The 13,614-nt window shown below is 37.3% G+C and carries 13 protein-coding genes; all 13 read left to right on the top strand.

Annotated features, from left to right (window positions below):
* The first annotated feature begins 12 nt into the window (after positions 1-12).
* The 13 genes from J2S10_RS17190 (at position 13) to J2S10_RS17130 (ending at position 13,245) form a co-directional block, all read left to right on the top strand.
* The gene (locus tag J2S10_RS17190) at positions 13-795 is read left to right on the top strand and encodes an HAD family hydrolase (protein ID WP_307409966.1); all 783 of its coding nucleotides are present in this window, start codon (positions 13-15) and stop codon (positions 793-795) included.
* Positions 796-1,214: 419 nt separating this feature from the next.
* On the top strand, positions 1,215-2,516 hold the full coding sequence (locus J2S10_RS17185) for a hypothetical protein (protein ID WP_307409964.1): 1,302 nt from the start codon (positions 1,215-1,217) through the stop codon (positions 2,514-2,516).
* A 171-nt stretch (positions 2,517-2,687) separates the two neighbouring features.
* On the top strand, positions 2,688-3,887 hold the full coding sequence (locus J2S10_RS17180; protein WP_307409961.1) for a M20 family metallopeptidase: 1,200 nt from the start codon (positions 2,688-2,690) through the stop codon (positions 3,885-3,887).
* Between the two features lie 12 nt (positions 3,888-3,899).
* On the top strand, positions 3,900-4,097 hold the full coding sequence (locus J2S10_RS17175) for a DUF3311 domain-containing protein (RefSeq protein WP_307409959.1): 198 nt from the start codon (positions 3,900-3,902) through the stop codon (positions 4,095-4,097).
* Positions 4,097-5,578, top strand: a complete 1,482-nt coding sequence (locus J2S10_RS17170) for a sodium:solute symporter family protein (protein WP_307409956.1) — start codon at positions 4,097-4,099, stop codon at positions 5,576-5,578. The genes J2S10_RS17175 and J2S10_RS17170 overlap by 1 nt, the downstream gene beginning before the upstream one ends.
* Positions 5,579-6,202: 624 nt before the next feature.
* Positions 6,203-7,360 (top strand): cell division protein FtsZ, encoded by a 1,158-nt coding sequence (gene ftsZ / locus J2S10_RS17165; protein ID WP_307409954.1) that lies wholly within the window; start codon positions 6,203-6,205, stop codon positions 7,358-7,360.
* A gap of 817 nt (positions 7,361-8,177) precedes the next feature.
* Positions 8,178-8,573, top strand: a complete 396-nt coding sequence (gene spxA, locus J2S10_RS17160; RefSeq protein ID WP_307409952.1) for a transcriptional regulator SpxA — start codon at positions 8,178-8,180, stop codon at positions 8,571-8,573.
* A 126-nt stretch (positions 8,574-8,699) separates the two neighbouring features.
* The gene (locus tag J2S10_RS17155; protein ID WP_307409950.1) at positions 8,700-8,834 is read left to right on the top strand and encodes a BA3454 family stress response protein; all 135 of its coding nucleotides are present in this window, start codon (positions 8,700-8,702) and stop codon (positions 8,832-8,834) included.
* A gap of 106 nt (positions 8,835-8,940) precedes the next feature.
* Positions 8,941-9,282 (top strand): IDEAL domain-containing protein, encoded by a 342-nt coding sequence (locus tag J2S10_RS17150; RefSeq protein WP_307409948.1) that lies wholly within the window; start codon positions 8,941-8,943, stop codon positions 9,280-9,282.
* A gap of 520 nt (positions 9,283-9,802) precedes the next feature.
* Positions 9,803-10,630 carry an electron transfer flavoprotein subunit beta/FixA family protein gene (locus J2S10_RS17145; protein WP_307409946.1) on the top strand — a complete coding sequence of 276 codons (828 nt, stop codon included), beginning with the start codon at positions 9,803-9,805 and terminating at the stop codon, positions 10,628-10,630.
* Entirely contained in the window at positions 10,630-11,670 is a 1,041-nt protein-coding gene (locus tag J2S10_RS17140; protein ID WP_307409944.1) for an electron transfer flavoprotein subunit alpha/FixB family protein, read from the top strand. The genes J2S10_RS17145 and J2S10_RS17140 overlap by 1 nt, the downstream gene beginning before the upstream one ends.
* The gene (locus tag J2S10_RS17135; protein ID WP_307409942.1) at positions 11,654-12,949 is read left to right on the top strand and encodes an FAD-dependent oxidoreductase; all 1,296 of its coding nucleotides are present in this window, start codon (positions 11,654-11,656) and stop codon (positions 12,947-12,949) included. The genes J2S10_RS17140 and J2S10_RS17135 overlap by 17 nt, the downstream gene beginning before the upstream one ends.
* Positions 12,949-13,245, top strand: a complete 297-nt coding sequence (locus tag J2S10_RS17130) for a ferredoxin family protein (protein WP_307409940.1) — start codon at positions 12,949-12,951, stop codon at positions 13,243-13,245. The genes J2S10_RS17135 and J2S10_RS17130 overlap by 1 nt, the downstream gene beginning before the upstream one ends.
* Positions 13,246-13,614 lie beyond the last annotated feature (369 nt).

Below are 13,614 nucleotides of genomic sequence, written 5' to 3'. Positions count from 1 at the left end.
GAGGGAATTGAAATGAGGCATATTCGTGCTGCAGTATTTGATTTTGACGGAACCATTTCTACACTTCGAAATGGATGGGAAGAGGTTATGCACCCAATGATGGTAGAAATGATTGTTGGGTGTTCAGAAATTGACGAAGGCACGTTAGAAAAGATCAGTAACGAAGTAAAAACATACATTCATGAATCAACAGGGATCCAAACAATATACCAAATGGAATGGCTTACCGATACCGTAAAAAAGTATGGATATGTCAAAGAAGCGCTTGATGGATGGGGGTATAAAGCAATATATAATGAACGTTTATTAGCTAATGTTCAGGATCGCTTAAAACAAATAAATGATGGTTCTGTTTCCCCAGAAAATTATATTATAAAAGGATCTGTCTACTTCCTAGAAGAACTTCAGAAACGTGGAGTAGATATTTATTTAGCAAGCGGGACAGACCACCCTGATGTTGTTAATGAAGCTAACATTCTTCAAATCAGTTTATACTTGAAAGAAATTGCCGGTGCACCGGTAGGTCGAGCAGATTGTTCCAAAGAAAAAGTCATTCGTGATCTGATAGTTGAACAAGGGTTTGATGAACAATCGTTATTGGTTGTTGGAGATGGTAAAGTAGAAATTAGCTTGGGAAAGGAATACGGAGCCTTTTGTCTAGGAATTGCCAGTGATGAAGATAAAAGGGAAGGGATCAATGATGTGAAACGTCATCGTTTGGAGAAGGCGGGTGCCGACTTAATAGTAGGAGACTTTTTGCAAAGGCAAGAACTATTAAATAAAATTGGGCTTTAAAAATAAATATTGATGCGAAATCTCGCACAATAAAAAATCTTTGTTTTCAATAAAATTACATCTTTATCAGTTGGACCTTTGCTTGTAGAAGCGATTGACCGTATTTACAATGAAAAAGCAGTATGCCCTTTATTTAAATAAGTTTTAGTTTTAGTAGAAAAAAAGAAGTGCTCAGAAACATAAATAGTTTCTATTATAAGGTTTTTGTATTCTCTTGTTACGGCGGATAATTTTATCCGTTGTTTTCTTTTGCAACAATCTTAAGTCTAAGAAGATATGGTTAAAAAGGGTAGTTATTGTTAAGATAATTTATATATACTTTAATTATATGAGAAACAGAATTTTTATTGTTCAAAGCCAAATTTTCTTCTATGGAACATAAATACATAGTGATTAAATATAGAAGGCAGGAGTTAAGGATGTATCGAGTCGGAGTGGTCGGACCGGAATGGTCGGTAGAACGAATTCTTGGTCTAGCTAAAGAATTCGAGCAGGGAATGGAATTTTTAGCTTACCCTTATGAAGAACCTGAGGAGACAAAAAAAATTGTACTGGATCATGAACATACTATTCATGTCTGGCTTTTTTCTGGTAAATTACCTTATGATATCGCAGAAAAAATTTTAGGTTCGAATGAAAATCTATTGTATATTCCACATACGGAATCTACTCTCTACAAAAGTTTGTTAAATATTATCTATTCACAGGAGAAATTGATAACTAGGTTGAGTATCGATATACCCTCTTCGACCAATCTGTTTGAAGAGTCAGTAGAACAATTGAATATGACATTTAATGAGATTTACGTGAAAAAGTTTGAACTAGATGATATTAATATGGAGCAATTGTTACAATTTCATCTAGAATTGTGGGAATCAAGAAAAACTGAAGGAGTATTGACCAGCTTTCCAACGGTTTATAAGCACTTAAAAGAGGCTGGTGTACCAGTCGATTGGATTTCGACAAGTCGAATGGAAATTCGCCAAACTTTAAGGATCCTAACCGAAAAAATAAAGGGCTTGTACTTTAAGGATACACAAATTGGTGTGGAAATAATTGAGATCGAGCATTTTGAAAGTATTGTCCAAAAGGCAAAGAGTCCTTATTATTTACAGCATTTGGAACTTCGATTGAAGGAAATACTCCTGAATCTCTGTGAACAATTAAATGGTTCATTGATAGAAAAAGGAAATGGTAAATTTGTAATTTTTAGCTCTCGCGGCGCAATTGAACGTGAAATGTCAATGTTAGAACACACAGTAGAACAGTTGTCGCTGGAATCAGATTCAATGGTTGCTGTAGGAATCGGATTTGGAGAGACAGTGTTTTCTGCTGAGATAAACGCTCAGTTGTCAATTCAACAGTCAAAAGAAATGCCTGACCGTAAGATTCTTATAGTCCAAGAAAATGGCAAGATTATCGAGTCATTTGGGAAAGAAGAAGAGATAACCTACTCCTATCGTACGGACGATCAAGATTTTTTGCAGAAACTGAAAAAGGGAAATATTAGCGTAAAAACTTTCCACAAAATTGATGCACTAATCAGGAGAATGAATTGGAACGATTTTACGACAAAGAGTTTGGCAGCACACCTTCAAATGACAGAACGGAATGCAAGACGGATTGTAACAGATTTATGTGAAGTGGATCTAGCTGAATGTATTGGTGAAGAATCTTCCTCATTTCGTGGAAGACCTAGTAAAATATATCGTTTAAAATAAACATTCCAAATTAGGATGTTTATTTTTTATGATTAATTTTTAGAATATTCATAAAAACTGTTGAATAAAACGTTTTCATCGTATAAACTTTATTTAAGGAAATTTACCTTAAATATTCCTTAAATAGTTTTTGCTAAGAAGTACAAACATTATGAAAATGGAGGTTGTTTGATGATGCACGATATTTTATCTGAATTGAAGTTAACTGAACGGATTGAGTCAATCAACAGTGAAGTAATCGAATGGAGAAGATATTTACACGAGAACCCAGAATTATCCTTCCAAGAGGAAAAGACCGCACAGTTTGTATTTGAAAAACTCCAATCATTTGGAAATTTAGAAATTTTTCGGCCAACAAAAACAAGTGTTGTCGCTCGTCTTATTGGAAACAATTCTGGAAAGGTTCTTGCTATACGAGCAGATATGGATGCACTTCCAATTCAAGAAGAAAACCAATTTTCTTTTACTTCTAAAAACAACGGGGTTATGCATGCATGTGGACATGATGGTCATACGGCAATGCTTCTAGGTGCAGCAAAATTACTTTCCGGGATGAAAGATCAACTAAAAGGCGAGGTTCGTTTTTTATTTCAACATGCAGAGGAACTACCTCCTGGTGGTGCAAAAGAGATGGTAAAGGCTGGCGTGCTTGATGGGGTGGATTTGATCATCGGTGCTCATGTAATGAGTACGTTGCCTTATGGTAAAATTGGTTTGAACTATGGTCCGATGATGGCTGGCGCTGATATGTTTAAAATGACGATCGTGGGTAAAGGGGGACATGCCTCTCAGCCAAATCAAGCCATTGATCCAATTGCAATCGGTACTCAAGTGGTATCGAATCTTCAACACATCGTTTCACGGAAACTTGATCCTGTAGAAACCGCTGTCATTTCAGTGACTCAGTTTAATGGTGGATCAGCGGTTAATGTAATTCCCAGTACCGTTACAATTGGTGGCTCTGTTCGAACTTTTAAATCGGATCTTCGTGAAAAGATACCAAATTTAATTGAACAAATTGTTAAAGGAATTACCGAAGCTCATGGTGCTTCATATGAATTTGATTATCAGTTCGGCTATGCCCCCCTAATCAACGATGCAGAAGTAACTCGTTTTATGGATGAAACCGTTTGTGAAATATTTGGAGAAGAAAATCGAGAGATTGTCATGCCAATGATGGGAAGTGAAGATTTTTCAGCCTATCTAAAAGAAATTCCGGGATCTTTTATATTAATAGGAGCTCGTAATGAAGAGGAAGGAATTATTTATCCTCACCATCATCCGAAATTTGATTTTGATGAGCGGGCCTTACAAAATGGTGTAAAGTTATTTGTTCTAGGGACAATGAAAATATTAGAAAATCAAAATTAAGGGGAGTAGAGGATGAAAAAGATATACTGGCTTGGAATTATTCCAGTTCTTGGATTTGTTTTAGGTGCTTTGTTTTCAAATACAGTTACTCCTTATGTGCTTGGAATGCCGTTTTTTCACTTTTGGATTGTCCTCTGGTCTCTACTCACAACAGGAATTTTAGGTGTGATATATAAATTTGATCCTGCGAATCAAGAGGGGGATATATAATGAATATTGGCATTTTTTTCATTCTGTTGTTTTTCGTTATTCCTATCATTTTAGGGCTATGGTCCAAAAAAGGTAAAGAGATGAACTTAGAACAATGGTCAGTTGGAGGACGTGGAATGGGAACCCTGTTCATCTTCCTTTTATCCGCTGGTGAAATGTATACTACTTTTACTTTTTTAGGTGCTAGTGGTTCGGCATTTGGTGAAGGAGGTTCCATCTTTAGTATTGTTTCATACGGCTGTCTTGCTTCTGTCATCTCTTACTGGACATTTCCTGCCATTTGGAAATATTCAAAGAAACATAAATTAATCTCCCAATCAGACTTCTTTACGAAAAAATATCAAAGCCCATATCTTGGAATATTAGTAGCAGTTGTAGGTATAGTAGCATGTATTTGCTACCTAGTTTTACAATTTAAAGGATTAGGTTATATCGTCGAGATTACATCATACGGGGTCATACCTTCTAAAATAGCCATTTGGATTGGTGCTATTGGCGTTACTATTTTTGTCATGTTGTCAGGTATTCACGGTTCAGCATGGACTTCTATTTTAAAGGATATATTAATTCTTGCTATTGTTGTATTTTTAGGTGTCTATTTTCCTATCCATTATTATGGTGGAATACAGCCAATGTATGAAGCTGTTGAACATGCGAAACCAAACTTTACCATACTTCCTAAACATGGTATGAACGTAACTTGGTATATATCTACAGTCATATTAAGTGGAATTGGAATGTATATGTGGCCACAAACGTTTCCTCCTGTTTTTGCCGCAAAAAATGAGAAAGCTTTACGAAAAAATGCGATTTTTATGCCTTTGTATCAACTGATTTTATTATTTGCTTTTTTTGTTGGATTTGCAGCCATCTTACAGATTCATGGAGCGCAAGCAAGTAACCCTGACCAAGTCTTGTTACTTCTTTCAAAAACGACTTTTGATCCATGGTTTGTAGGGATAATTGGAGGAACAGGTGTTTTAGCTGCTTTAGTGCCAAGTTCCATGCTATTGATGGTCATATCGACTTTAATAGTAAAAAATATCTATCAAGTAGTTGCTCCTTCAAAAACGGAAGCTCAAATTACAAGATTTATGAAATACTTGGTTCCTTTCATTACTTTAGTCGGCCTTTATTTTACTTTTAAAGGTGGAACTTCACTTTTTGGAATATCTTTAATCGCATACAATTTTATCACACAACTTGCCCCGGCATTTTTCTTTAGTTTGATGAAGAAGAATTTTGTGACGAAATATGGTGCGTTTACTGGAATTATTTTAGGAGGTGCGTTAGTTTCTATTATGTCATTAGGAAATAACACATTAGCTCAGATTTTTCCTCACATTCCTCAACTATTAAATGATTTGAATATAGGAATTGTTGCTCTATTTGTTAATACCATCGCTTTAGTAGTTGTTAGTCTATTAACAAAAAACAGTACGTCAGTTAATAGGAATACCGATCTACTAATTGAACAGTAAATAGTAATCTTTTATATCTTAAGGTAATCATGTTAGAAAAGGAAATTAATGTAAACTTAATACTATATTTACCACAGAAATAATTTGTAGCCAGAGATCTAAATTCAGTTCTCTGGCTTTTAGTCGTGATCATATGTCTTTCTATTTCCAAACAGTCGTTTCGGGATGAAAAAAATATCGTTTACTGAGCGAATTCAGTCTCACTTTTTATTTAATGAGCTAAATGCCTTTATTCATTGAGTCGAATTGCCTGTCATAATGATATGACAAATGGGCTTAACTTAACTGGACAATAAAATGAAGGTTAAGTAGACTAAAAACTAAACCTTGTTAAACAACTTTTTAATCGTAGGAAATCCGTTCTATCTTTCACACTTTATTTTGTAGTCTACTACATGTCACTCTTATTTAAGTGTTGAATCTCAAGAAAGTCTCTTTTTTCTTCAGGATGTCATCAGGATTACAGTTTTGGTTTGAGATAATCAAAATGCAAGTGCAAAATATCCTGCCTCCTAATCTACTAACCTATAAAAAATGGAAAATTCGAATAATATGAAGCGGTTCTTCGGGCAACCATGATTCGTGTGAAATCAATGAAATTTGGATGAATGAGGGGGAATAATCATGTTGGATTTTGATGCAAATATAGACCAATTCGCCACGATTAAAGTCATTGGTGTTGGCGGCGGGGGAAACAACGCTGTGAACAGGATGATCGAGGCAGGAGTTGAGGGTGTAGAATTTATTGCCGTTAATACAGATGCCCAAGCGCTTAAGCAATCAAGAGCAGGTGTCACAATGCAAATCGGTGCATCATTGACAAGAGGACTAGGAGCGGGTGCAAATCCAGAAATAGGAGAGAGATCTGTGGAGGAAAGCAAACAGCAGATCAAAGAAGTGTTAACAGGCGCAGACATGGTTTTCGTTACAGCTGGTATGGGCGGTGGTACAGGCACAGGGGCAGCGCCTGCTATTGCTAAAATTGCCCGTAATCTTGGTGCTTTGACAATTGGGGTTGTAACACGTCCTTTCAAATTTGAAGGCCACAAGCGTGCAGTAAACGCGATTAGAGGAATTAACGAAATGAGAGAAGCAGTGGACACCTTAATTATTATTCCAAACGATCGCTTATTGGAGATCGTAGATAAAAAAACACCCATGGTAGAAGCTTTCCGTGAAGCTGATAATGTACTCAGGCAGGGTGTTCAAGGGATTTCCGATTTAATTGCTGTGCCAGGTTTAATTAACCTTGATTTTGCTGACGTAAAAACGGTCATGTCCCATAAAGGAACTGCCTTAATGGGAATTGGTATTGCAAAAGGTAAAGATCGTGCTACTGAAGCTGCAGAGAAAGCCTTAAATAGTCCGTTACTGGAAACTTCCATCAATGGAGCTCATGGTGTGATCATGAACATAACTGGCGGTCACAATTTAAGTCTTTATGAAGTACAGGAAGCAGCCGATATCGTTGCTGCTGCTTCTCACGAGGAATTAAATATGATTTTTGGTTCGGTCATTAACGAAAACTTAAAAGAAGAAATTATCGTAACTGTCATTGCCACAGGATTTAATGAGCAAGACGATACTTTAATGCAAACGTCTTCCCAGCCATCCATGGAAGGAATGTCTAATCCAAATCATAGGGAACAGGGTAGACAACATATAGAAAGTGATTCGATATACCGAGGCAAACCGGTTCAAGATTATGACCAATACTCAGAACATCCAGAAAAATCTTTGGATATTCCAGCGTTCTTACGCAATCGAAAAAGACGATTTTAATAAATAAAAAATTTGCTTTCTCTGCCAGCGAAACACTACATAAAGCAATAAAAACAAAAACACTCAACAAATGGGGCTAAAAGACCTAAACCATATCTATGATCGTAGATACTTTAGTTTTTCAATCGCTGATACGTGACCGTACGTACAGTGGTGTGAGAGGTAGGCTGATCAACTAATGATTAGCCTACCACTTGATTGGATAGAGTTCAATTTGGAAATGGAAATCTTAAAAACGATGAATCCCATCATAGAAAGTACATGGAACAAATAATGATCCAAGAACTGGCCGAAAGTTCTTTTTAAAAAAAAGAAAATGTTGAAAGGACAAAGAAGATTTTTTCTATTCTCAATTTGCATATGCTTACGACAAATATTTATTTGCAAACCATAAGTTTACAGTTGACTTAATGAACTGTAACGATTAAATTTACAGTATGGTCCTTAGGAAATGAGTTGATTGAGATGAAAGTGTATTGTCTAGCTTTGCAAAGTTTAGTTTTATTAGCCGATTAACTGCTCAAATGGCCAAAGTAATATTATTGATGCAGACTGTAACTCAATTAAATAACGAATTGCTCTGCTGGGATGAAGTAACAGACTAGAAAAGGAAACACTGCGAGTTTTTGGTGCTAAACTGTAAGTTTTTTTATTACAATTTATGATTTTGAACTGTAAAGACATGAAGGAACAATTATTTGGCATAATAAAAATTATTACGAGGTTTTATCAACTAACATAGAGTTACCTACCCAAAGTTGAAGTAGGGTTTGGTACCGAATGTTTGCCAAAATATATTTAAGGAGTGTGTAAAACTATGGTAAATCTGTATACGACACCAAGCTGTACTTCTTGCCGAAAAGCAAAAGCTTGGCTTGAGGAACATCATATTGACTATATTGAAAGAAACATTTTATCTGATCCCCTTACAGTCGATGAGATTAAATCTATTCTTCGCTTGACTGAAGATGGGACTAGTGAGATTATTTCAACTAATTCAAAAACCTTTCAGGAATTAAATATAAATATTGAATCTCTTCCGCTCAATGAATTCTATAAATTAATAATAAATCACCCCAAAATGTTGCGCCGGCCAATTATCCAGGATGAAAAAAGATTACAGGTCGGATATAACGAGGAAGATATTCGTAGTTTTCTGCCCCGTAGGCTTCGTACATTCTTGAACACTGAATTGCAAAAAGTGGCCAATTAAAGATGAAGTTATTAAGGCGATATTCAAAGCCTTAACGGTTTAAACTGATTCTTGGAACTGATAGTAGGATTGCCATCTTTTGTTGTTTATCTTGAATATGTTTTTTTTGAAAGGAGGAAGAAAGAGATGATTGAAGTATTCGTAACAGTTAATTATAAAGATAGAAATTTTCAAACCAATGTCATTGTGAAAAAAGAAACGACGTGGGAAAAAATTGAACTATTAGCTGCAGAACAAGTCAAAAAACAATGGAATGTTTAAATTTATAGCTGCAGACTTCTTTTTAATTAAACTGTAATAAAAAAAATTACACATTGATAAAATTCCTCTCATTTCATACAAAATTAATATAAGTAGGTGAGAAAGTATGTTCTCCAATAATCATGCTATTTTAAAAACAGGGGATTGGATTAAAGGCAAAGCACGGGATGGGGAATTAATAATTGGTTATATTGAATCTATGTCACCGGAAATTCCAGAAGAAGCAGTTAAGGTTACTGTCGTTACAAGTGACAATGATGAAATGATTGGCAAAACAATTCCGATTTTAAGTAAAAGGGTTAATAAACTGCCTATTTCTAAAGTGACCAACATGGAACAAATTCAATTTCTAATAGACTTGGCATTATCAACAGGGGATAAGGATTGGTTTATAGAGCTTTCTACCGAGTTAAACTCAATGAAGCAGCTTGTTAAGGGAGTATATTAATAAGAATTAAAAAATTTGAAAAAATATGTCAATATAACAAGAAGGGAAGATCCACATGGAGAATAGTAAAAAGGATAGCGTTTGAAATTAACTTCGAAATGAGACACGTATAAAACATCATTTAGGCTGTCTTCATTCCAAATTCTTTTGGAGTGAGGTAGCCTAATTTTTAATGGATTCTTTCTTCATTATAATGGTACATATAGTCCTAAATTTTTGATACCACATTCAAATTTCTGTTCCGTTAAACCCCACAAAACCACGCCAAATTCAAATTAAATACTATTATTAAGATATTTATCTGAAAAATTCGAATGTAAGTACAACTCCCTTAATATAGTAATTGTAAATAGACTTAAAGACAGTATCATCTTAAGGTTTCTTAAGGGTACAAGTATTCTAGTTAAATAACTTTTCAGGTGAGAAAATGGTCTAGCTCCAGGCACCTAGTCGCTTAAGTTTGTTTTATTGTGAGCAAGGCGCCGTGTGCTTTTTTAATATGAAGGAGGGGTTAAATTAAATGCTACATATTGTGGCCTGTATTAAGCAAGTACCTGACACCAAAATTATTAAGATGAATCCAAAGACAAATACAATGGATCGGAGGACGGCACCTGCCATATTAAATCCTTATGATACCCATGCGGTGGAAGAGGCGGTACGTCTAAAGAAAAGGTATGGAGGGACTGTGTCCGTCTTAACTATGGGCCCGCCACCAGCTGTTAAAGCGATTAAAAAGTGTATAGAAATTGGGGCAGATGAAGGGTATTTGATCACAGACCGGAGATTTGCAGGAGCGGATACATTAGCAACCAGTTATGCACTTACGAAGGCCTTGGAAAAAATTTCGAAAACCAATCCTGTTGATCTCGTCATCTGTGGGAAAATGACCATTGATGGAGATACAGGGCAAGTCGGTCCTGGAATTGCAAGAAGACTTGATATACCACCACTAACTTCGGTTAATAAAGTAGAAGAAATTAATAAAGAAGAGGGATATGCCATTGTCCATCGGAAATTAGAAGACGGGTATGAGGTGATTAAATCCACTTTACCGTGCCTTTTTTCAGTTGAAAAGACCATCAATGAGGTACCCTATTCTCCATTTCCAAACATGCTAAAAGCTGCAAAATATCAACCAGTCATATGGTCTGTTGATGATTTGGAGGATATTGATATTAAACAGCTTGGTTTGAAAGGATCACCAACAATTGTTTCGAAAGTATGGGCCCCTCCTCCACCAGAAGGGGGAACGATCATGGAAGGCAAACCACTGGAGCAAGTTGGACAATTACTTTCCGTCATTCTTGAAAAGAAAGAATTGTTTACGGTAAAGGAGGGAAATTGATGGATTTTAAGGATTATAAGGGTGTTTGGGTATTTATTGAAGAAAAGGACGGGGGAATTGCTCCTGTTTCACTAGAGCTATTAGGAGCGGGGAGAAAATTGGCCGATAAACGAGGAACTGAATTGGCGGGTGTTTTAATAGGGGAAAAGATAAAACATTTAACAAAAAAAGTTTTTGAGTACGGAGCGGATACCGCCTATGTATATGACCAGCCCATTTTTAAACATTATCGAACAGAATCCTATATGAAGGCACTTCTTGAGTGTTCCAATAAATATAAACCTGAAATTATCCTTTTCGGTGCTACCTCAACCGGAAAAGACCTGGCTAGTGCTGTTGCCACCGATATGCCAACAGGATTAACAGCAGATACGACCGAGTTAGATGTTGAAGAGGAGACCGGTCTGCTATTGGCAAGCCGCCCGGCTTTTGGGGGAAATATTATGGCTACGATTCTTTGTAAAAAATATCGGCCGCAAATGGCAACAGTACGTGCGAAAGTAATGAAAGCGCTGCCTCCGCAAGCAGGCAGAACAGGCAAGGTGATCGAAGAAACGATTTCCTTAAAAGAAGAAGATATTCGTACAAAGGTATTAGAAATTGTGAAGGAAACCACAAAAAAGGTCCGAATCGACGAAGCAGACATCATTGTTGCCGGTGGAAAAGGCTTGGGGAGTCCTGAGGGCTTTCAGTTAATCCACCAATTAGCAGACACTCTTGGCGGAGCAGTTGGCGCTAGTCGGGATGTAGTGGAAGCGGGTTGGATCAATCATGCTCACCAAGTAGGTCAAACCGGTGTAACGGTAACACCAAAAATTTATTTTGCGATCGGAATTTCCGGTGCGATTCAACATGTAGTAGGGATGAAAAATTCCGGTTTAATCATTGCCATTAATAAAGACAGGGAAGCTCCTATTTTCCAGGCTTGTCATTATGGAATTGTTGGTGATGCATTTGAGATCGTGCCTTTATTCATTGAACAGTTTAAAAAGGCATTATCTAATGAGGAGGTAAGCGTAAGCTATGCCAGAGAAGTTTGATTGTATTATAGTCGGGGCAGGTCCAGCTGGAATCTCCTGTGCGTATGATTTAGCAAAAGGCGGCGCAAACGTATTGCTTCTTGAAAGAGGAGAGTATCCAGGTTCAAAAAATGTAATGGGGGGTGTCCTTTATCGAAAAATGATGGAGGACATTATTCCGGATTTTTATAAAGAAGCTCCTCTCGAGCGCCCAATCGTTGAACAACGATTTATGATGATGGATAAAGAGTCTGCGGTCACCTTTAGTTATAAGGGAATGGAGTGGGGCAAGGAACCTTACAATAACTTTACTGTATTAAGAGCCCATTTTGATCAGTGGTTTGCCGAAAAAGCGGTAGAACAAGGTGCGATATTAGTAACCGAAACCGTCGTATTAGAATGTATTGTTGAAAATGGGAAGGTTGTCGGTGTCAGAACAGACCGTCCAGATGGCGAAATATATGCAGATGTCGTCGTTTTAGCAGACGGTGTAAACTCACTTTTGGCCCAAAAGCTTGGGTTTCATAAAGAGTATAAACCCGATGAAGTAGCCTTAGCCACGATGGAAATTTTGAAGCTTGATAAAAAAGTAATTGAAGACCGCTTCAACCTGGAGGAAAATCAGGGCTGCACCCTTGAATTATTTGGAGATGCCACAAAAGGAATTCTAGGCACAGGGTTTCTTTATACCAATAAAGATACGTTAAGCATTGGTGTGGGTACCCTGCTATCCGGGTTGATTAAACATAAAATTAAACCATATGACTTACTTGAATATGTGAAAAACCATCCGATGATCCGCCCGTATATTCAAGGAAGCGAGCCGCAAGAGTATTTAGCCCACCTGATCCCAGAGGGAGGCTATAATTCAATGGGGAAAATTGTCGGTAACGGTGTCATCGTGATAGGGGATGCTTCCCAATTAGTCAATGCCATCCATCGAGAGGGTTCTAACTTGGCGATGACTTCCGGGAGGTTAGCAGCGGAAACGGTTCTTTTAGCGAAGGAAGCGGGAGATTTTTCTGTAGGAATGCTCGACCATTATCGTGTCAGGTTAATGGATGGGTTTGTCGGCCAGGATATGAAAAAATATAAAGATTCTACCCATCATTTTAATAAATTCCCGCAATATTTTGATGCATATATTCCAATGGTAAATAAAGCTGCAAGTCAAATGTTTACCGTCGATGGAGCGTCCAAATGGGAGAAACAAAAGAAAATATGGAGTGGACTAGGATCAGCTAAAGAAAAAATGAAACTCGCTCGTGATGTGTATAGAGCCTGGAAGGTGATGAAATAATGGGTGAACAAAAAAAATATCAAACGATCGAAGAAAAGCAATACCTTGTTCGCTTCAACGCCGATACAAAATCTCATCTTCATGTGAAAGATAATGATATTTGTTTAACGCAATGTCCTGATAAAATTTGTACGATTTTTTGTCCAGCAGAGATTTATAAATGGGAAGACATACGAATGCATGTTGGCTACGAGGGCTGTCATGAATGTGGGAGCTGCCGTATTGGCTGCCCGCATCAAAACATTAAATGGGAGTATCCAAAGGGCGGTCACGGAATTGTGTTCAGGTTAGGTTAATCCATGTTTCGTAGTTGAGGGCTACCTTTAGGGATAGTCCTTTTTTTATCTAGGGGAATCGAGTCCGAACCTGTTGTGTCTTCGGACAGGTTTGGTGAAATCAAAGGCACTTGAGTCCGAACCCGTGGTGAGTTCGGGCAGGTTTGGTGAAATCAAAGGCACTCGAGTCCGAACCCGTGGTGAGTTCGGACATGTTTGGTGAAATCAAGGGCACTTGAGTCCGAACCCGTGGTGAGTTCGGACAGGTTTGGTGAAATCAAGGGCACTTGAGTCCGAACCCGTGGTGAGTTCGGACAGGTTTGGTGAAATCAGAGGCACTCGAGTCCGAACCTGTCGTGAGTTCGGACAAGTTTGGCGAAATCAAAGGCA

The sequence above is a fragment of the Neobacillus ginsengisoli genome, from assembly GCF_030813055.1.
The sequence above is the reverse complement of the archived record's forward strand: the minus strand, read 5'-3'. Positions and strand labels throughout refer to the sequence as shown.

What these genes read in the sequence shown, in the direction of transcription:
- J2S10_RS17180 (WP_307409961.1), top strand. Translation starts at nt 2,688, where the DNA reads ATGATGCACGATATTTTATCTGAATTGAAGTTAACTGAACGGATTGAG.
- spxA (WP_307409952.1), top strand. Translation starts at nt 8,178, where the DNA reads ATGGTAAATCTGTATACGACACCAAGCTGTACTTCTTGCCGAAAAGCA.
- J2S10_RS17135 (WP_307409942.1), top strand. Translation starts at nt 11,654, where the DNA reads ATGCCAGAGAAGTTTGATTGTATTATAGTCGGGGCAGGTCCAGCTGGA.
- ftsZ (WP_307409954.1), top strand. Translation starts at nt 6,203, where the DNA reads ATGTTGGATTTTGATGCAAATATAGACCAATTCGCCACGATTAAAGTC.
- J2S10_RS17145 (WP_307409946.1), top strand. Translation starts at nt 9,803, where the DNA reads ATGCTACATATTGTGGCCTGTATTAAGCAAGTACCTGACACCAAAATT.
- J2S10_RS17190 (WP_307409966.1), top strand. Translation starts at nt 13, where the DNA reads ATGAGGCATATTCGTGCTGCAGTATTTGATTTTGACGGAACCATTTCT.
- J2S10_RS17150 (WP_307409948.1), top strand. Translation starts at nt 8,941, where the DNA reads ATGTTCTCCAATAATCATGCTATTTTAAAAACAGGGGATTGGATTAAA.
- J2S10_RS17175 (WP_307409959.1), top strand. Translation starts at nt 3,900, where the DNA reads ATGAAAAAGATATACTGGCTTGGAATTATTCCAGTTCTTGGATTTGTT.
- J2S10_RS17170 (WP_307409956.1), top strand. Translation starts at nt 4,097, where the DNA reads ATGAATATTGGCATTTTTTTCATTCTGTTGTTTTTCGTTATTCCTATC.
- J2S10_RS17155 (WP_307409950.1), top strand. Translation starts at nt 8,700, where the DNA reads ATGATTGAAGTATTCGTAACAGTTAATTATAAAGATAGAAATTTTCAA.
- J2S10_RS17140 (WP_307409944.1), top strand. Translation starts at nt 10,630, where the DNA reads ATGGATTTTAAGGATTATAAGGGTGTTTGGGTATTTATTGAAGAAAAG.
- J2S10_RS17130 (WP_307409940.1), top strand. Translation starts at nt 12,949, where the DNA reads ATGGGTGAACAAAAAAAATATCAAACGATCGAAGAAAAGCAATACCTT.
- J2S10_RS17185 (WP_307409964.1), top strand. Translation starts at nt 1,215, where the DNA reads ATGTATCGAGTCGGAGTGGTCGGACCGGAATGGTCGGTAGAACGAATT.